This is a genomic window from Flintibacter sp. (assembly GCF_046973065.1).
The window spans coordinates 11,277-28,703 of sequence record NZ_JBKVXZ010000046.1 but is presented as its reverse complement, the minus strand read 5'-3'; the positions used below and the strand labels follow the sequence as shown (position 1 = coordinate 28,703).

The window sequence follows — 17,427 nt, the reverse complement described above, 5'->3', positions numbered from 1 at the left end:
CACGCCCAAGTTGGGGAAGAGGGTGGTGAAGTGGTAGTTGGCGATCTTGGGCTGGGCGCGGCTGACCACGCTGAGCAGAGTGGACTTGCCCACGTTGGGGAAGCCCACCAGACCCACATCGGCCAGCAGCTTCAGCTCCAGGATCACGTCCCGGGTCTGACCGGGCAGGCCCGCCTTGGCAAAGCGGGGGACCTGCCGGGTGGGGGTAGCAAAGTGCTGGTTGCCCCAGCCGCCCCGACCGCCCTTGCACAGGACGAAGGACTGGGTCTGGGTCTGGGACATATCACAGATGATCTCCTTGGTCTCCGCGTCCCGGATAATGGTACCACGGGGGACACGAAGGGTGAGATCGGCGCCGTTGCGGCCGGTGCAGCGCTTGCCGCCGCCGTCCATGCCGTTGGCCGCCACATACTTGCGCTTATAACGGAAATCCATCAGGGTGGACATGTTGTCGTCGATGACTACCACCACATTGCCGCCCTGACCGCCGTCGCCTCCGTCAGGGCCGCCGGCGGCCACATATTTTTCCCGGTGGAAGGAAACCACGCCGTTGCCGCCGTTGCCGGAGCGGACAGTAATACGGGCGGTATCTACAAAAGGTGCTGCCATAGCGGTCCTCCTTTAAAAATTCAGTAGGTTCAGCCCCACGGTATCGCTGAAGGCGCGGCCCACTTGGCCGTCCCAGACCTGGAGAAAGAGCTCCAGCGTGGCGCTGATGGTGCAGGAGGTCAGGTGCCCGGCATATACCTCCCCGGTGACCGGGTTTCCAAAGGTGATATGCAGGTGGAGATAGGGTTCCCCGTCCTTCCGGGTCACATTCCCCACCAGGGCGGAGATCTCAAACTGGCCCTGACAGCGGCGGGCGTGGTACTGTTTTTCCGTGGTGTCAAAGATACCGATGGTAACGTCGTTGGCGGCACCCAGAGCAGATACGCAGCCCAGTTGGACCTGTTCCTGCTCCACCAGACGGGTGAGACAGCTCACGACTTCCTCGCCCGGGTCCAGGCGCAGGACATAGCCCTGATCAAATTTCCGATACTCCATAAATGGACCTCCTTTCCAAAAAAGAAGCCGCAAACGAGACTCGTTTGCGGCTTTGTTCAGCAAAATTACTGAGCGATCTCCACGATAGAGACCTGCTTACGATCCTTGCCCAGGCGCTCGAACTTCACCTTGCCAGACTTCAGAGCAAACAGGGTGTCGTCGCTGCCCTTGCCCACGTTCACACCGGGGTGGATGTGGGTGCCGCGCTGACGGACCAGAATGTTGCCGGCCAGAACGAACTGACCGTCGCCACGCTTCACGCCCAGACGCTTAGCCTGGGAGTCGCGGCCGTTACGGGTGGAGCCAACGCCCTTCTTGTGGGCGAAGAACTGCAAACCGATATTCAGCATAAGTTACACCTCCAAGACGGTAATATGGTCGGGATATTCCTCGGCCAAGGCCACAAAGTGTACCATGAGGGCGGTCAGAAGGGTCTGACACGTGCTCTCATTGGCCTCACTCAGGCCGCCGGGAAGCTTTAATTGAATGGACGCATCTTTCTGCCGCACCTTGACCGAGGCTTCAAGCCCCAGCACGTCGTTCACGGCGCATTCTACCAAACGCACAGCGCTGGTGATGGCGGCACAGACGATGTCCTCTCCCTCCGGGGCAAAGCCGCTGTGTCCCTGGACGGTAAATCCAGTGATGCGCTCGCCCGCGGTATGGAATGTTACGGTGGTCATAAATCAGGCGTTGATGGCGCTGATCTGCACCTTGGTGTAGGGCTGACGGTGACCCTGACGCTTGCGGTAACCCTTCTTGGGGTTGTACTTGAAGACGCGGATCTTCTTGCCCTTGCCGTTCTTCACCACGGTGGCAACCACGGAAGCGCCCTCCACGGTGGGAGCGCCGAAGGTAGCCTTGTCCTCGTTCAGAATAGCCAGAACCTGATCGAAGGTGATCTCGGCGCCAGCCTCGGCCTCCAGCTTCTCGATGAACAGGGTGTCACCCTGAGCCACCTTATACTGCTTGCCGCCGGTTACGATAATAGCCTGCATGAAATTCAACTCCTTTATTACGGGCTCGCTCTCCTAGGCATGGGTCTGACCCATTTGAAGACCTACTCAAAGCGGCTCTAAAAGTATATCAGTGGGATATGGGCTTGTCAAGAGATTTTGGACAAAAAATCTTGAAAAAAGAGAAAAAACGGAAGGGAAGGATTTGACGAAATTGGAAGAATCGGGTACACTAATAGCTGATTGCCCGTTCTTTTTGTCTTAAAGAGCCGGGTGCAGAGAAATGAGGGGGAAATGCCATGGTTTTCAGCAGTTTGGAATTTCTGCTGGGCTTTTTGCCGTGCTTGCTGGTGATCTATTTTATTATTCCGGCCAAGGTGCGGTGGCTGCGCAATTTGGTGCTGCTGGCCTTCAGCCTGTTTTTCTACCAGTGGGGCGCCCATCAGCTGGTTTTGTTGATGGTGGCATCCATTTTGGTCAACTACTTGGGCGGTTTGATGGCCGGGCGGAGAGACCATCCGGCCTTAGCCAAATTCGGTGTGTGGTTTGCGGCAGTTCTGGGCCTTGGACTACTGGGCTGGTTCAAATATGCCGGCTTTCTGGCCCAGACTATCTGTGACCTGGGTTTTGCCATTCCGGTACCCCATATCACCCTGCCCATTGGAATCTCATTTTTCACCTTCCAGGGGCTCAGCTATGTGATCGACGTTTACCGGGGCGATGCGCCCACCCAGAAAAATCCTCTAGATGTAGCGCTGTATGTAGCCCTCTTTCCACAGTTGGTGGCGGGCCCCATTGTGCGCTACACCACGGTGATGGAGGACATCACCCATCGGCGGGAGACCCTGGACGAGTTTGCCGCCGGAGTGACCCGCTTCTGCTTTGGATTGGCCAAAAAGATGGTTATTGCCAACGCCATGGGACAGATCGCCGATGGGGTCTTCAACCAGACCGCGGCCAACCTGGACCCAGGGTTATCCTGAGTAGGAGCCTTGGCCCATACCTTCCAGATCTACTTTGATTTCTCTGCCTATTCGGACATGGCCATTGGCCTGGGCCGCATGTTCGGGTTCCACTTTCTGGAGAACTTTAACTACCCCTACATCTCCCAAAGCGTCACCGAGTTCTGGCGGCGCTGGCATATCTCCCTGTCCACCTGGTTTCGGGACTATGTGTATATCCCCTTGGGAGGCAACCGCTGTGTGAAGTGGAAGCATGTGCGCAATATTACTGTGGTGTGGCTGCTTACCGGCCTGTGGCACGGGGCGGCCTGGACCTTTATTTTGTGGGGCGTGTGGTTCTGCCTGCTGCTGCTGGGCGAGAAGTTCTTGTGGGGCGGTGTGCTGAACAAGACGCCCGCGTTGGTGCGCCACGGCTATACGATGCTGGCAGTGGTCATTAGCTGGGTGCTGTTCCGCAGTGTGGATCTGCCCCAGGCCTGGGCCTATCTGGGTGCCATGTTTGGCCAGACCACCGGACTAGCCCAGGACGGTCAGGCAGCCTATTATCTGCTGGAGTACTGGCCGGAGTGGCTGCTGGCCATCGTGGCCAGCCTGCCGGTGAAGGGCTGGCTCCAGGAGAAGCTGAGGCAGGGTGGGAACCTGGGGCAGACCATCCTCATCTGGGCGCCCAAGGGACTGGCTCTGGGGCTGTTGGGGCTGTCCTATCTGAAACTGGTCACCAGCTCCTTCAACCCGTTCATCTACTTCCAATTCTGAGGAGGGCAGCACGATGAAACAAAAGAAAATTGCAAATATTGTGCTTGTCCTCGCCTTTGCAGGCTTTCTGGCGGCGGCTATGGTTATCACTCTGGGAAAACCCCAAGGTGGCTGGTCCTACTATGAAAACCGCACTCTGGCCCAAATGGAGGAGCTTACGCCCCAGACTCTGTGGGACGGAACCTTTGCTAACAGTGTAGAACCCACCCTTCAGGACCACGCCGCCGGGCGCAATACCCTGCTGAAGCTGTCTGCATGGATGGACATGGAGCTGTTTCATCGTCCGGTGGTCAATCAGGTCATTCCGGCGGAGGGGATGCTGCTGAGCTGGAACCCCTATGAGACGCCGGACCCGGAGCTGATCCAGCAGCAGGCCGATGCCATGGCTGGGCAGCTGGGAGCGCTTCGGGATGTGGTGGAGAGCTACGGCGGGAAGTTCTACTATGTGGCGGTGCCCGGCCAGTACACCTATTTTGAAGAGACGCATTCCGACTTTTTAAATAACCGGGCGACCTATACCGACCTGGAGATCCCCGCGTTCCAGCAGGCTATGGAGGAGCAGGGAGTCACTTTGATTGAAATGGGAGAAATTCTGGCACAGCAGGGCAACCCGCCGGAATATTACTCCACCGTGGACTACCACTACACCTTTGGCGGAGCTTACGCCACCTATCTGGCTATTCTGGAGCGGATCAACCAGGACTTTGACCACTCTCTCACTGTGCTGGACGAGGACAGCCTGGTGCGGGAGACCCTGCCCAATCCCTACCTGGGCTCTCGGGCACGGAAGGTGTTTGGACTATGGGAGACGGATGAGAAGCTGGAGATTGGCCTGCCGTCCCAGCCCATTCCCTTTTCCCGGACGGACAACGGCCAGGAGGTGCCGGCCACTGTATATACGCTGCCGGGCAATGACACCGATGAGGTGGCCTACGCGGCCTATATGGGGGGCGACATCGCAGAAACGGTCATTGATACCGGCCGGGATGAGCTGCCCTCCCTGCTCATCTACGGAGACAGCTTTACCAACCCGGTGGAGGGGTTGATGTATTACAGCTTTGATGAGATGCGCACCATTGACCTGCGCCACTATAAGGATATGACGCTGGCGGATTATATTGCCCTGTACCAGCCTGACGTGGTGGTGGGCATCCGCGACTATGAATCGCTGCTGTCCACCGACTACAATGGTTCTCCCTTTGAAATTCAGCCTTAATACGTGAACAGAGGCGGCCTATTTTAGGCCGCCTCTGTTTTATCAATCAGGTATCTTCGCAGTCACAGAACTTGCAGGGCTCGTCCACCGTGACCAGGTACTTCTCCAGGAGAGTTACCGGATGGTAGGACAGCTTGCTCTTGCGCAGGCCAGGGTCGCCGGCGTCGTCCTCGCGGTTGATAAAGTGGACTCCGTCCTGGGCAAACTGCTGGGCGAACTGAGCCACCAGCATCTGATAGCAGCCCTGGTAGTCCCGGTCTGCCTTTTCAATGTGGGTAAACAGAGTGTCTCCCACAATCTCGCCCAGGGAGAAGCCCACGATCTCGCCCTCCACCAGCAGCATACCGCCCAGCATGTCGTAGGTGGTGTAGTTGCCCAGAACCTCCCGGGTCTTGGCCAGATCCTCGTGGAAGGAGGCGGAGGGTTTGTCTACTCCGGCGGCATAGCGGTCCAGGAAGGCTCCCACTGCGGGCAGATCCTCCGGGGTAATGACCCGGAAGGACCAGTTGCCATAGGTTTTCAAAAATTTGTTGACGTGGTTGCGCTGACCGCTGAGCTTTTTGCCACGGAAGAACTGGAGATCCTCCGCCCGATACAGGTAGTCATAAGCGTCCCGGGTGGGGATGGCTGCCGAGTTGGGAAATGCGGTTTGCAGACGGTCCAGCTCGTCCTTGGGGACGGGGTAGAAGGAGATGGGCATGCCCCGCCGGCAGCAGTAGCCGGCGATCTGGCGGTAGTGCTCCGGCCGGCCGCCTCCCAGGGGGAGGGTAAAGGTGGGACCCAGGCCGGGGTAGTCCACTTTGAAGTACAGCGAGCCGTCGTGGACAGCCCACTCGGTGTGGTACATGTCCCGCCACATAAACACGGTGCCGGGGGTGGTGTCACAGATACGGCTTCCGCTGTAAGCGAAAAAGTCCCGCAGTTTGGGCAGATCTTCCAGTTGCAGGGGGTGAAATTCCAGCATAAATTTAAATCCTCATTTTGTTTTTCCTAGTTTGTCCGCCAGACGGCCGAAATACCAGCCGGTGACGCCGTTTTTTTTCATCAGATAGCCCCGGCTGGTCCTGGCCACCAGGGACAGAGAGTCGCCTGGAGTCACAGGCAGATGGTAATCGGTAGAGTCCTCACACCACAGCCGCTCTCCGGTATGGCGCAGGTAGGAGTTGAGAATGTCAAGCTCCCGTCCGGTCTCCAGATGGCGGCAGCGGGAAAATTCCTCTCCCGCCTCCAAAAGCTCCAGATCGGAGCGGCCCCAGCGGATGTTTATCGAGTCGCGGGAGGGCTCCTGCGCGTCCAGGGCTTTGTATACCGGCAGACCATCCCACGCCTGCCAAGTGAAGTTCTGAGCGTCTTCTGAGGGGAGAATCAGGGCATTGAGCTGGCCATCGATCTTCAAGACGCAGCCGCCGTCAATGGAAATGATCTTCCGGTCCCAATCAAAGATGGGGGCGGCGCTGGGGATGTGCTCATGGTAGAGAGTCACCGGCCAGTGACCCACAATGACGTATTTCTCGAAGGAGTGTCCCTGCCCGCGGAAGTCGTCGTTTTTCATGCACCGCCAGCGGTTGAGCTGCTCCATATGCTCCAGCGAGGGAACGCCGCCATGGACGAATACCAGGTGCTCCGTCTCCAAAATGGTGGGCAGCTTGGCCAACCACTCCCGCACCTGGGGAAAGGCCGCGCGTAGCGTCTGGCGCAGACGGGGCAGGTCGGTGGGATCACCGTCATAGCCTGCCTCCCGGGCCATCTGAAAAATGCAGCTCTCCGGGTGCTGAGGAAGGTAGCGGGAGAAAAAGCTCTCGTCCAGGGAGTCCGTCTCAAAGAAATTGAGCACCAGACCGTCGCAGTTTCCACACAGAGGGTAGACGGTGTGGGTTTTACACAGCTGCACAATATAGCGCAGCAGTCCCAAACTGTCCGGCCCTTTTTCCAGCATGTCTCCCACCAGGACCAGAATGTCATCAGGGGAGAAGGAGACCTTCTCCAACAGGTGCTGGAAGAAGGACAGATTGCCGTGGATGTCGCTGACAGCCAGAATACGACGCCCAGGGGCAAACTCCGGATGGATAATGATAGCATTTTGTGACACGGATGCTTCCCCCCGTTCAGACGATCATTTGAGTAAAGAATTACGCCAATACGGCCTCAAGGGCGACCCAGCCGTTCTTCTCACGCTTCCGGGTAATCTTCAGACCGTTCTTGGCCAGTGCGGCCTCCACCTCATGTGCCCGGGTATCAATGATGCCGGAGCACAGGAAGATCCCGTCCTCTGTCAGCAGGTTGGGCATCTGGGCGGACAGGGGGATGATGACGTCGGCAACAATGTTGGCCAACACCAGAGGGTAGCGCTGCTGAGCAATCTCAGCGGCCAGAGCGGCATCACTGAGCACGTCTCCGGCCCGAACCGTGTAGCGATCCTTGCCAATGGCGTTGAGGGCGGCGTTTTCATAGGCCACATCTACTGCCTTGGGGTCGATGTCCACCGCCAGGGCGTGGCTTGCGCCCAGCACCAGGGTGGCAATGGACAAAATGCCGCTGCCGCAGCCCAGGTCCAGAACGGCGTCTCCGGCCTTGGTGTGGGCCTCCACACCCTCCAGACACAGCTGAGTAGAGGCGTGGGAACCGGTGCCAAAGGTGAGACCGGGATTGAGATAGAAGGGGACCCGGCCGTCGGGGACAGGATTCTCTTTCTCCCACTGAGGAACAACATACAGCCGCTCACCGATGGAGAGAGGCTTGTAGTACTTCTGCCAGCTGTAGGCCCAGTCGTTGTCGCTGAGAGGAGTCACCGTGTACTCGCAGTCCAGACCATGGGTGTACTGCGTCAGCTGAGCGCGGCCGTCGGTGTCGTCGGTGACGTAGAACTTGACCCGGGTAACTCCCTTCATGCCGTCTAGCAGCTCCTGGTCCACATAGTCCCAGTACTGCCGGTTCTGCTCCAAAAACTGCTGGAACTCCGCCTCGTCCTCAATGACCAGTCCGGCCATTCCGGCGGCGGTTAGCTTGGCCGTCACCTCGTCCAGCCGGTCGGGGGTGGTGTTGACGGCAATCTCCAGCCACTTTGTGTCTGCCATGTGTTTCTTCCTTTCCGCCAGGGGCACCGCCCCTGGACCCCGCCCGCTTTTTCGAAAAAGCGGGGCAAAAATTTTCCATGCGTGAAATTATATTTCACGCTGTATGTTATCTATGATTGAGATGGGCACCTAATTTTACAACTCAGATGCCTTTCAGGCAAGCGCAGAAGCGAAACAAAGTTTCGCAGGAAGTTCTTTGCCAAGCTTTCTTTCAAGAAAGCGGTTTAGCGGACGGTGCCCAGATAGAACAGGGCCAGGGTACCGGGGCCGGAATGGGCGCCGATGACCGGGCCAACATAATTGATGTGAATATCCTCGGTGCCAAAGCGCTCCCAGACCATGTCAGCCACCAGCTCCGCATCCTTGAGGCAGTCGCCGTGGCTGATAAAGACGGTTTTCTTGCCCTCTTCGGTGACCGTTTTCTCCATCTTGTCCACCAGAGCCTTCAAAGAAGCGTTGCGGCCACGGGCCTTGCCGATGTTGATGAGGTGACCTTCGTCATCGACATGAAGCACCGGCTTGATCTGTAGCATAGAACCCACCACCGCAGTGGTAGCGGAGATCCGTCCGCCGCGCTTGAGAAAGTGAAGGTCGCTCACTGTAAACTGGTGGCACAGGTGGAACTTGTTTTCCTCCACCCAGTCCCGTACCTCTTCAATGGAAGCGCCGGCATCCCGCTTCTGGGCAGCCAGCCACACCAGCAGACCCTGTCCCATGGAGGCACAGAGGGTATCTACGGTGTAAATCTTCCGCTGGGGATACTTTTCCTGCAATTCCTCCACGGCCAGGCGGGAGGAGTTGAAGGTAGTAGACAGTCCGGAGGAGAAGGCCAGGATCAAAATATCCTTGCCATCTTTCAGGTAGGGCTCCAGTTCCTCCTCGAAATCATTGGGATTGAGGGCGGCGGTGGTGGCCAGCTCGCCCGCCCGCAGCATATCATAAAACAAAGCCGGGTCCATCTCCCGATTATCGGGGTAGTTGCGGTAGGTTTGTCCCTGAATGGTAAAGCGAAGGGGGAGGACAGGAACGCGGATTGCCTGGGCCATCTCTTCGCTGAGGTCGGCGGAAGAATCAGTGACCAAAACAAATCCAGACATATGAAAACCTCCTTACAGATGTTATAGATACAGGATCATTTTTTCCCCTTTTTCGGCGACTCCGAGTGGGGGGGCTGAAGAATATCCAAAATACGGGCGCAGGCCAGCTGATTGGCGTAACTGCGCAAAGCCAGGTCCAGAGCCAGTCTGGGCAGATCCTCCCGGGTAGCGTTTTCATCGATGGTATCTGCGGTATCTGCCAATGCCCGGTCCAGCGCGGCGCAGAAGTAGGTATACAGCTCCTCCGGCGTTTTGTTGCGGGCCTGTCCGGCGGCCAGCAGAATCCCGGTATCCCGCACGGAGAGAATCTTTTTCAGCGCGGAGACGGCGGTAAGATATCCCAAATGAATGGGACCATAGCGTTTGCCGTCTGCCCGGGGGACCAGCCCCTCCTTGATATAGTTGTTGACCATGGCGGAGGTGAGAGCCTCCCCTTCGTCAAAGTGGATCAGCTGCCGGGGCATATAGGAAATGATCTGGTCCATATACAGCGCAATATCAGGCAGTTCCTGCCAGGAAGCGGGACGCTGGCCCTCCAGGCGCTGCTTTAAGTCCAGCAATTCTTCCATGAAAAGGCCTCCTTTGGTGTAATTACCATTATGCTATCACAAAGAGGAGAAAAAGACAAATATAATATGGAATATTACATTCCGCAGGGGGAACTCAGCGTTTCTCCATCCGCTGGCGCAGACGCTCCAAAGCCTGGGCGTGGGTAGTGGAACGCATCTTGGGGAAGGCGCGCATCAGACGGCGCTGACCAAAGATAGGACGGGCCATCACCGCCTCCAGCTTGGTGCGCAGTTCAGCCAAGTCGCGCTGGCGCTGCTCCAGCCGCTCGGCCTGATCCATCTGGTATTGCATACGCCGCGCGGCAAGGGACTCCTTCATATCCTCCAAGCTATCCTGAAGGTCTTCCCGGCGCTGGGCCAGGACATCCTTTGCATCCTCAAGGTTCTCCTGAATGTCCTCTCGCAGTCCGCTGCCCAGTTCCGCTGCATCGATGACCCGCTCAGCCAGGTTTTCACCCAGTTCATTGGAGAGTGCCTTGATGCGGCCAGCCAATTCATCCAGCTGAGTGAGCTGCCGGTTCATGCGGGCGATGGTACGCACGGTGGCAGCCAGATCGACCAGCATCCCGGCAGAAAACAAAGCCAGCAGGACCAGGCCCAGGGTGTGCGGAATCAGGTGAATCAGCCAGAGAATGGAGGGATGGATGATCTCCACCACAAACAGACAGGCCAGACCCCAGGCAATAGAGAAACGCAGGCAGATGTATCCTCCCAGGTTAAAGGGCTCATTGGAGTAGTCCCACCAGCGCTGATGGAAGATTTTTTCCAAGACAAAGCCGGTGACCCACTCCAGCAGGGAGGTGAGCAGCACCGAGCCGAGAAACAGCAAAAAGGTGTTGCCGCGCAGCGGGTCCAAAAAGAAGAGTACGATCACGACGCCCACGCCGTAAATGGGGCACACCGGACCGTTAAGAAAGCCGCGGTTTACAAAGCGGCCTGAGGTCAGGGCTGCAAAGCTGACCTCTGTACACCAGCCCAGAAAGGCATAAACAAAGAAAATCCAGAGGAGAAGATACATAAAAACCTCCAACACATAGATAGATCAAACGGACCCGGCCAAAACAATATTCATTGAAGTATACCTCTTTTTAGTAAAAAAGTCCAGTATTCCATGGAAAGCTTAATATGAAGGGCACACAGATCCTTGCTCGTTGGTGGAACGACGGGGATTGCTCCAAGACTGGAAACCATCATAAGAGGGAGGGAGAGCTTCCTTGACAAGCACTGGAAAATGAAGTACATTCGTATCACATTCCAACAGATCTCATTCCAGGAGGTGCTGCTTATGTTAAAGGAAATCGGAATTATGGAGGTCGGCGGCTTTCGGGTGGGCCACGCTCAGGATGTGCAGGCCGCTACCGGATGTACCGTGATTCTCTGTGACCGGATGAGTCCGGCCGGATTGGATGTCCGGGGAGGAGGACCGGCTTCCCGGGAATCCCAGATTTTAAATCCGGTGGCTGCGGCGGAAGGAATCAATGCCGTGCTTCTATCCGGAGGCAGCGCTTTTGGCCTGGATGCGGCAGGCGGAGTCCAGAAGTATCTGGAGGAGCGGGATATTGGCTTTGATGTGGGTGTGACCAAGGTTCCGCTGGTCAGTCAGTCCTGTCTGTTTGATCTGGTGGTGGGAAGCAAAGATGTACGTCCCACAGGGGCTATGGCCTATGAAGCCTGTGAAAATGCCTCTTATGAAGCTCCTGCCGAGGGTAATGTAGGAGCTGGGACCGGCTGTTCCATTGGAAAGTACCGGGGGATAGCTCGGGCTATGAAGTCCGGCTTTGGAACCTGTGCCTTCCAGACTGGTGATTTGAAGGTAGGAGCCCTGGTAGCGGTGAATGCCTTGGGAGACGTGTACGGAGCGGATGGAGAGCCCATGGCAGGACTTTTGAATCAGGAGAAAACCGGCCTGTCCAACACGCTGGAAGAGATGTTTTCCGATGCGGAAGGAAAGGAGAATCTTTTCACCGGAAATACTACCCTGGGCGTGGTGGTCACCAACGCAGCGTTCCATAAAACGCAGCTGACCAAAATTGCCGGTATGACCCACAACGGCTATGCCCGGGCAATCCGCCCCGTGCATACCACGGCAGACGGAGACAGTATCTACGCCCTGTCGCTGGGAGACGTATCCGGAGATTTGAACCTGGTGGGAGCCATGGCCGCCCGCGCCATGGAACATGCGATCCGCCGGGCTGTTTACAGCGCAAAATCCGCCTATGGCCTGATGGGGTGGGATGCGCTGCCCGGCAAAAAAGAAAATGGATGAGATGCAGTGAAGCCCCCGGCTCTGGAAGCAGAGCCGGGGGCTTTCTCTGTTATACCGTGAATGGAGCAAGTTCTGCTTCCAATTGTGCGGTATCATCGCTGTAAATGACGACCTTCAATGGGGTGCTTAAATCCAGGCTGTAAATTCCAAGCAGAGATTTGGCGTCTACGGTATACCGCCCGGAAACCAAGTCAATGTCAAAGGGGTATTTGACGGTAAGATTGACAAAGTCCCGGACCTGGCTGACCTGTGTCAGCTGAATGGGAATGACTTTCATAGGGGCATCTCCTGATTGTTTTTAAAGTGCTGTATTTCCTCCAAGGAGGGGAGGGCAGGGATCGCGCCGCTGCGGGTGGTAGTCAGAGTGCCGGCGGCGTTTGCAAAGGAGACGATTTCACGCAAATCCATGGCGGAAATTTCCTCCAGAGTCAAATCCCTCATTTGCCACAGCACGGCGCCCATAAAAGCATCCCCGGCTCCGGTGGTGTCGATGGTGTTTACCCGAGCGGCGGGACACAGGCCGTGGCAGCTCTGGCTGCGGTAGTAAGAGCCATGCTCACCCAGCGTCACAAAAACCGCTTTCGGTCCCTGATCCAGCAGGATTTGGGAGCCGAGCGCCGGGTCGGATTGATTTGTCATCAGCAGCATCTCTTCCTCAGAGACCTTTAAAATATCAGCTAAGGAGATGCCTTTGGCAATCCATTGGTGAGCCGAGTGGGGATCTTTCCAGAGAACCGGACGGTAGTTGGGGTCAAAACTGACAATTTTCCCATGGGACTTGGCATAAAAAGCCGCTTCCAATGCGGCAGTGCGGCAGGGATCATCGGTCAGGGACACAGAGCCGAAGTGAAAGATCTTGCACGCATCGATCAGTTCTTTTTTTACCTCAGTCCAGGTCAGCCGAAGATCAGCGCCGGGTTTGCGGTAGAAGGTGAACGAGCGGTCACCGGTTTCATCCAGATGAACGAAGGCCAGCGTGGTGGGGATCTCCTCATCCACTGTCAGACCGGAAGTGTCGATGCCGTGGCATTTTAGGGTATGTTCCAGATAGGCCCCAAAGTGATCCGGGCCTACCTTTCCCAAGAAGGCAGAGCTGCCTCCCAGCTTGCTGTTCATAGCAAGCACGTTGGCAGGCGCGCCGCCGGGATTTTGGGCAAAGAGGGGAATCCCCTGCTCGGTGGTGCCGCTGGGGGTGAAATCAATGAGAATCTCTCCCAGACTTACAAGGTCGAACATGTTTCCGCCCCTTTCTTTGCGCCTAATTCTGCAATGATCCGATTATAGGAGTTTTTATTGATTTGATAGAAGAACAGGACCACCGCGGTCACGATCCACAGCAAGCCGGGGATGGTGGAGAAAGCGTGATGTATTGCGGACTGCACGGCAATGTTCTGAGATTGATTGGCCACGAAGCCCAAATTTCCAAGCACCCCGGCCAGCAAAGAGGTGCCGATGGCCATGCCTACTTTGTTTCCCAAAGAGACAAAGGCATATTGGAATCCGTCATTGCGAATGCCGGTTTTCCATTCGCCGTATTCGACACAGTCGGGAACAATGGCGTAAATGGCGGTATTGAAGCCGCAGAAAAAGAATTGGGACAGGGCGGCCAGACCGTAGAAGGGAATGGGGCTGGTGGTTGCACTGAAGAAGTACATGACAAACATGGCAGCGCCGGTACCTGCGGCAAACACCGAAGCGGTGCGGCCCTTGTTGCCCAGCCAGCGGAACACAAAGGGGAAGGCCCCTGCGCCCAGAATGGAAGGGATCATCAGAAGCATGGAGTATACGGTGAACAGGCCTTCGTCCCCCTCCACGTACTTAAAGTAGTACAGCAGGTCGGCATTCCTTCCGTATAGGGTGATGCCAAACAGAAACTGACCGACCAGAGCAATCAAATAGGGCCGGTTCTGGAGGGCGGCTTTCAACTGTGTAGCCAGAGGGATTTTTTCCTTTGTGGGGGGATAGACGACCTCTTTTGTTTTGGCAAAACAGAACCAGTGGCAAGCGGTAAAAATACTGCCGTAGAGAATGGTGAGCAGAAGATAACCCCGGGCCTGATCTCCCTTGCCGAACAGAGCGATCAGGGGCAGGGTGATCATGTTGATAATGTTGATGGCGATCATGGCGCATACGGAGCGGGAGGTGTTGATCTGCGCCCGCTGCTCAATATTCTGGGTCAGTGCGCCACACAGAGTTCCGTAAGGGATGTTCACGCAGGTGTACCCCAGGACCAAAATGCAGTAAGTAATATACATGTATATGGTTTTGGAAGAGTCGGACCAGGTGGGATGCGCCCAAAAGGTCAGTACCAGCACAAGGGCTGTCAAGGGTGCGCCAATGAGAAGCCAGGGACGGTAGCGGCCCCAGCGGCTCTTGGTGCGGTCACTCAGAGAACCGATCAGCGGGTCATTGATGGCGTCCCAGAACCGGGAGACCAGCATCAGAGTAGAGACGGTGGCCATAGAGATGCCGCAGACGTCTGTATAGAAGATCATCAGGAAATTGCCAACAAACATCCAGCTGAAATTGCAGCCCACATCGCCAAAGCCATACGCCAGCTTGCTGATAAAGGGAACTTTGATATTGGTTTCCTGACTGGTTTCCATGTCAGCACTCCTTCCCGATCCGGACCACAGCTTTTACAATGTTGGCCTTGTCCGCAATGCTTTGATCCATAGCGTTTTGGATATCATCGAAGTCAAAGATATTGGTTACGATACCTTTGAGATTGACCTTCCCGGCTGCCACAGCCTCAATGGCCATAGGATAGATGTGGCGGTAACGGAACACCGTCTTGAAGGTCAGCTCCTTATCCAGGGCCAGGCTGATCGGCAGAGTCAATTCACCGCTCTTGGAGTAGCCTACCAGCACAATGGTGGCTCCCTTTTTAGTCATCTGAATGCACTGACGAGTGGTGAATTCCGTTCCCGCGGTCTCAATCGCCAGGTCGCATCCCCGGCCGCCTGTCTTCTCCAGCAGAGCCTTCACGGCGTCTTGCTCTTTGCTGTTGATGACACCATCGGCTCCTAGCTCCAGCGCCTTGTCCAGCCGCTTTTGCATGATGTCGACCACATAGACTTTGCTGACGCCCTCTGCTTTCAGCGCCATCATGGTCACCAGGCCGATGCAGCCCGCGCCCATCACAACTGCGGTCTGTCCGGCGTGAGCACCGCCCTGATTGGCCGCATGGAATCCCACCGCCAGAGGCTCGATCAAAGCCCCCTCCAAGGTGGAGACGTTGTCAGGAAGCTTGAAGCACAGTGCGGCTTCGTGGGCCACATACTCCTGGAAAACACCGTCTACCGGGGGAGTGGCAAAGAAAACCACATCGGGACAGAGATTATAACGCCCGGTTTTGCAGAATTCGCAGTGCCCACAGGTTTTCCCAGGCTCAAGCGCCACCCGGTCTCCTACCTTCAGGTGCTTTACATCCGCGCCGACCTCTACCACCACGCCGCCGGGTTCATGTCCCAGCACAAAGGGAGGCTTTACCACATAGTCTCCAATGGCACCGGACTCATAGTAGTGCATATCGCTGCCGCAGATGCCTACATACTCCAGCTTGACCAACACCTCATTTGCCTTGGGGGTGGGGATGGGGCGCTTGGTATAACCCATTTTCCCAATGCCCTCCATAACGGCCACATTCATTTCTCCATTCATAGCTCTTCCTCCATTTTATTACTTTTATAAAGTGTTTTATTAAGTGACTATATTTAAACACCGGGGCGGGATGAAGTCAATAGGAGGAGGACAAGATTGGAGGAAAACCTAAATTATATGGCCTGAATTTGTGCAAAAAATCAGGCGATTCCCATGAGAAGGAATCGCCTGATCCGATTATAGCTCTTGTAAAAATTGCTCTACCTGCAACAGGGCTGCCCCCACGGCGGAAGCCTCCAGTTTAAAAGAGCACTCTTTTAGATAACTGCCGCTGTGCTCAAAGGTGTTCCGCTGTGCCAGCATCTCCCGCAAAGGTCCCCCAAACTTATCCAGAAAAGCCCCTACATAGCCGCCGGCAATCACATCGCAGTCAAAGCTCATGCTCAGGTTGTTGATGGCTACGGCCAGATATTGCAGATACTCTGTCCAAACCTCTGTCGCTGTCTTATCGTGATCCCGCAGCCGCTCAAAAAACTGCGCCAGGTTCCCATCGGCATGGGAGGAGAGTACCTTGGCAGAGAGATAGGCATCCAGACACCCCACTTTTCCGCAGTAGCAGGGCCGTCCATTGGGTACCAGAGTCATATGGCCAAATTCGCCGGCCCTGAGAGTATTCCCTGTATAGATTTTGCCGCCGTTGATGATGGCGCCACCCACTGTATTGCTCAGGGACAGATAAATCAGGTTTTCAGTTTCCGGGTTGTTCCAGAGCTCGGCCATGCCTGCGGCATTGGCGTCGTTTAAAAAAATACAGGGGTAGGGAAGGTTCTGGCTGAACCGCTTTGTTTCCACATCATAGATGTCCAGTGCATGGGAATAAAGCAGCCGTTCTCCTGCCTCATCCAGAATACCGGGCAGAGAAACTCCAATCCCCAGCAGCTTTTCCCCTTCTCCGCCCTCCAGAAAATCGGTCAATAAATTTCCCAGTGATGCCAGATAATCTTCCTGAAGAGAGAAAACCCGTTTTTTTCGCGTATACCGGAGAATTTCTCCCGATAGATCTACCAGTACAAGGCCCACATGGTTTTGTGTGATATCCAGACCCACCGCCAGTTTGGCATCCCTTACCGGCGCGTAGGCCTTGGCTTTGCGGCCGCCGGTGGATTCATAGGCTCCAACCTCCTGAACAAGACCCAGAGCGGTCAGCTCCTTGACATTCTGCAGCACAGTGGGCCAGCTTAATTTTAATTTTTGTGCCAGTTCCGGCTGGGAGATTTTATCGCAGCGGAGCAAGCAACGCAGTGTGTTGCTGCGGTTGAGCCGCTTCACGTCCATATTGTTTGCAGGCGTTGTACGCATAGCTACGCATCCTTTTTTAATTTTATAAAGTAGTTACTTTATAGTAACGCTTTTTTGAAAAAAAAACAATAGCGGGTGAAAGGGGAGTGGATAGTATATACAAAGCCTTAAGATAAAAAATCCGCCCTGGCTCTGTAGAAGCCAGGGCGGATTTTTATATATTGCAGAAACTCTTACTTGCGGGGGTTCTTGATCGCAGCCTGAGCAGCAGCCAGACGAGCGATGGGCACACGGAAGGGGGAGCAGGACACATAATCCAGACCCACGCCGTGGCAGAACTCCACGGAGGAGGGATCGCCGCCGTGTTCGCCGCAGATGCCCAGCTTCAGGTCGGGACGGGTCTCGCGGCCCAGCTTGGCAGCCATCTTCACCAGACGGCCCACGCCGTTCTGGTCCAGACGGGCGAAGGGATCGGACTCGTAGATCTTCTTCTCATAGTAGGCGTCCAGGAACTTGCCGGCGTCGTCACGGGAGAAGCCGAAGGTCATCTGAGTCAGGTCGTTGGTGCCGAAGGAGAAGAACTCG

21 protein-coding genes are annotated in these 17,427 nt (G+C 55.9%); 4 read left to right on the top strand and 17 right to left on the bottom strand.

The features are described from left to right. The 5 genes from obgE to rplU all read right to left on the bottom strand — a co-directional run. A partial coding sequence (gene obgE, locus ACLTXB_RS14215) for a GTPase ObgE (protein ID WP_428227461.1) occupies nt 1–609 on the bottom strand: 609 nt, incomplete at its 3' end. 12 nt (nt 610–621) lie between these two features. Beyond that, entirely contained in the window at nt 622–1,044 is a 423-nt protein-coding gene (locus tag ACLTXB_RS14210; RefSeq protein WP_110441197.1) for a PPC domain-containing DNA-binding protein, read from the bottom strand. Nucleotides 1,045–1,109: 65 nt separating this feature from the next. After that, nucleotides 1,110–1,394 (bottom strand): 50S ribosomal protein L27, encoded by a 285-nt coding sequence (gene rpmA / locus ACLTXB_RS14205; RefSeq protein WP_008980080.1) that lies wholly within the window; start codon nt 1,392–1,394, stop codon nt 1,110–1,112. 3 nt (nt 1,395–1,397) lie between these two features. Then, a complete protein-coding gene (locus ACLTXB_RS14200; RefSeq protein WP_008980081.1) occupies nt 1,398–1,727 on the bottom strand; it encodes a ribosomal-processing cysteine protease Prp in 330 nt (109 codons plus the stop codon). A gap of 3 nt (nt 1,728–1,730) precedes the next feature. Next, on the bottom strand, nt 1,731–2,042 hold the full coding sequence (gene rplU, locus ACLTXB_RS14195) for a 50S ribosomal protein L21 (protein WP_008980082.1): 312 nt from the start codon (nt 2,040–2,042) through the stop codon (nt 1,731–1,733). Between the two features lie 257 nt (nt 2,043–2,299). Here rplU and ACLTXB_RS14190 point away from each other — a divergent pair, with 257 nt between their 5' ends. The 3 genes from ACLTXB_RS14190 to ACLTXB_RS14180 are packed head-to-tail and all read left to right on the top strand — an operon-like array spanning nt 2,300 to nt 4,934. Beyond that, complete coding sequence (locus tag ACLTXB_RS14190; RefSeq protein WP_428227460.1) at nt 2,300–2,983, top strand: hypothetical protein; 684 nt, start codon at nt 2,300–2,302, stop codon at nt 2,981–2,983. A gap of 9 nt (nt 2,984–2,992) precedes the next feature. Then, on the top strand, nt 2,993–3,718 hold the full coding sequence (locus tag ACLTXB_RS14185; RefSeq protein ID WP_428227459.1) for an MBOAT family O-acyltransferase: 726 nt from the start codon (nt 2,993–2,995) through the stop codon (nt 3,716–3,718). 13 nt (nt 3,719–3,731) lie between these two features. Then, complete coding sequence (locus tag ACLTXB_RS14180; protein WP_428227458.1) at nt 3,732–4,934, top strand: alginate O-acetyltransferase AlgX-related protein; 1,203 nt, start codon at nt 3,732–3,734, stop codon at nt 4,932–4,934. Between the two features lie 46 nt (nt 4,935–4,980). Here the strand turns inward: ACLTXB_RS14180 and ACLTXB_RS14175 are convergent, their stop codons facing one another. From ACLTXB_RS14175 to ACLTXB_RS14150, 6 genes are all read right to left on the bottom strand, one after another. Next, a complete protein-coding gene (locus tag ACLTXB_RS14175; RefSeq protein ID WP_110441193.1) occupies nt 4,981–5,898 on the bottom strand; it encodes a DUF2156 domain-containing protein in 918 nt (305 codons plus the stop codon). Nucleotides 5,899–5,910: 12 nt separating this feature from the next. Further along, on the bottom strand, nt 5,911–7,023 hold the full coding sequence (locus ACLTXB_RS14170) for a metallophosphoesterase (protein WP_428227457.1): 1,113 nt from the start codon (nt 7,021–7,023) through the stop codon (nt 5,911–5,913). Between the two features lie 40 nt (nt 7,024–7,063). Then, a complete protein-coding gene (gene prmA, locus ACLTXB_RS14165; RefSeq protein WP_428227456.1) occupies nt 7,064–8,008 on the bottom strand; it encodes a 50S ribosomal protein L11 methyltransferase in 945 nt (314 codons plus the stop codon). Nucleotides 8,009–8,232: 224 nt separating this feature from the next. Next, entirely contained in the window at nt 8,233–9,105 is an 873-nt protein-coding gene (locus ACLTXB_RS14160; protein WP_428227455.1) for a DegV family protein, read from the bottom strand. 35 nt (nt 9,106–9,140) lie between these two features. After that, complete coding sequence (locus ACLTXB_RS14155; protein ID WP_008980089.1) at nt 9,141–9,674, bottom strand: DUF1836 domain-containing protein; 534 nt, start codon at nt 9,672–9,674, stop codon at nt 9,141–9,143. A 94-nt stretch (nt 9,675–9,768) separates the two neighbouring features. After that, nucleotides 9,769–10,692, bottom strand: a complete 924-nt coding sequence (locus ACLTXB_RS14150) for a putative ABC transporter permease (RefSeq protein ID WP_428227454.1) — start codon at nt 10,690–10,692, stop codon at nt 9,769–9,771. 267 nt (nt 10,693–10,959) lie between these two features. Between ACLTXB_RS14150 and ACLTXB_RS14145 the strand changes: the two genes are divergently transcribed. Then, a complete protein-coding gene (locus ACLTXB_RS14145) occupies nt 10,960–11,940 on the top strand; it encodes a P1 family peptidase (RefSeq protein ID WP_428227453.1) in 981 nt (326 codons plus the stop codon). Nucleotides 11,941–11,989: 49 nt separating this feature from the next. On the opposite strand, the gene ACLTXB_RS14140 is transcribed toward ACLTXB_RS14145, so the two are convergent. The 6 genes from ACLTXB_RS14140 to ACLTXB_RS14115 form a co-directional block, all read right to left on the bottom strand. Next, nucleotides 11,990–12,217, bottom strand: coding sequence for an HPr family phosphocarrier protein (locus ACLTXB_RS14140; RefSeq protein WP_428227452.1), 228 nt, complete (start codon nt 12,215–12,217; stop codon nt 11,990–11,992). Continuing rightward, a complete protein-coding gene (locus tag ACLTXB_RS14135; protein WP_428227451.1) occupies nt 12,214–13,176 on the bottom strand; it encodes a carbohydrate kinase family protein in 963 nt (320 codons plus the stop codon). The genes ACLTXB_RS14140 and ACLTXB_RS14135 overlap by 4 nt, the downstream gene beginning before the upstream one ends. Further along, nucleotides 13,161–14,546, bottom strand: a complete 1,386-nt coding sequence (locus ACLTXB_RS14130) for an MFS transporter (protein WP_428227450.1) — start codon at nt 14,544–14,546, stop codon at nt 13,161–13,163. The genes ACLTXB_RS14135 and ACLTXB_RS14130 overlap by 16 nt, the downstream gene beginning before the upstream one ends. 1 nt (nt 14,547) lies before the next feature. Then, the gene (locus ACLTXB_RS14125; protein WP_428227449.1) at nt 14,548–15,603 is read right to left on the bottom strand and encodes an NAD(P)-dependent alcohol dehydrogenase; all 1,056 of its coding nucleotides are present in this window, start codon (nt 15,601–15,603) and stop codon (nt 14,548–14,550) included. Between the two features lie 177 nt (nt 15,604–15,780). Next, nucleotides 15,781–16,902: an ROK family transcriptional regulator gene (locus ACLTXB_RS14120; protein ID WP_428227448.1), complete on the bottom strand. Its 1,122-nt coding sequence runs from the start codon at nt 16,900–16,902 to the stop codon at nt 15,781–15,783. 173 nt (nt 16,903–17,075) lie between these two features. Then, nucleotides 17,076–17,427, bottom strand: a 352-nt coding sequence (locus tag ACLTXB_RS14115; RefSeq protein ID WP_428227447.1) for a putative PEP-binding protein, incomplete at its 5' end; no start/stop codon positions are given.

What these genes read in the sequence shown, in the direction of transcription:
- ACLTXB_RS14210 (WP_110441197.1), bottom strand. Translation starts at nt 1,044, where the DNA reads ATGGAGTATCGGAAATTTGATCAGGGCTATGTCCTGCGCCTGGACCCG.
- rpmA (WP_008980080.1), bottom strand. Translation starts at nt 1,394, where the DNA reads ATGCTGAATATCGGTTTGCAGTTCTTCGCCCACAAGAAGGGCGTTGGC.
- ACLTXB_RS14200 (WP_008980081.1), bottom strand. Translation starts at nt 1,727, where the DNA reads ATGACCACCGTAACATTCCATACCGCGGGCGAGCGCATCACTGGATTT.
- rplU (WP_008980082.1), bottom strand. Translation starts at nt 2,042, where the DNA reads ATGCAGGCTATTATCGTAACCGGCGGCAAGCAGTATAAGGTGGCTCAG.
- ACLTXB_RS14190 (WP_428227460.1), top strand. Translation starts at nt 2,300, where the DNA reads ATGGTTTTCAGCAGTTTGGAATTTCTGCTGGGCTTTTTGCCGTGCTTG.
- ACLTXB_RS14180 (WP_428227458.1), top strand. Translation starts at nt 3,732, where the DNA reads ATGAAACAAAAGAAAATTGCAAATATTGTGCTTGTCCTCGCCTTTGCA.
- ACLTXB_RS14175 (WP_110441193.1), bottom strand. Translation starts at nt 5,898, where the DNA reads ATGCTGGAATTTCACCCCCTGCAACTGGAAGATCTGCCCAAACTGCGG.
- prmA (WP_428227456.1), bottom strand. Translation starts at nt 8,008, where the DNA reads ATGGCAGACACAAAGTGGCTGGAGATTGCCGTCAACACCACCCCCGAC.
- ACLTXB_RS14160 (WP_428227455.1), bottom strand. Translation starts at nt 9,105, where the DNA reads ATGTCTGGATTTGTTTTGGTCACTGATTCTTCCGCCGACCTCAGCGAA.
- ACLTXB_RS14155 (WP_008980089.1), bottom strand. Translation starts at nt 9,674, where the DNA reads ATGGAAGAATTGCTGGACTTAAAGCAGCGCCTGGAGGGCCAGCGTCCC.
- ACLTXB_RS14150 (WP_428227454.1), bottom strand. Translation starts at nt 10,692, where the DNA reads ATGTATCTTCTCCTCTGGATTTTCTTTGTTTATGCCTTTCTGGGCTGG.
- ACLTXB_RS14145 (WP_428227453.1), top strand. Translation starts at nt 10,960, where the DNA reads ATGTTAAAGGAAATCGGAATTATGGAGGTCGGCGGCTTTCGGGTGGGC.
- ACLTXB_RS14140 (WP_428227452.1), bottom strand. Translation starts at nt 12,217, where the DNA reads ATGAAAGTCATTCCCATTCAGCTGACACAGGTCAGCCAGGTCCGGGAC.
- ACLTXB_RS14135 (WP_428227451.1), bottom strand. Translation starts at nt 13,176, where the DNA reads ATGTTCGACCTTGTAAGTCTGGGAGAGATTCTCATTGATTTCACCCCC.
- ACLTXB_RS14130 (WP_428227450.1), bottom strand. Translation starts at nt 14,546, where the DNA reads ATGGAAACCAGTCAGGAAACCAATATCAAAGTTCCCTTTATCAGCAAG.
- ACLTXB_RS14125 (WP_428227449.1), bottom strand. Translation starts at nt 15,603, where the DNA reads ATGAATGGAGAAATGAATGTGGCCGTTATGGAGGGCATTGGGAAAATG.
- ACLTXB_RS14120 (WP_428227448.1), bottom strand. Translation starts at nt 16,902, where the DNA reads ATGCGTACAACGCCTGCAAACAATATGGACGTGAAGCGGCTCAACCGC.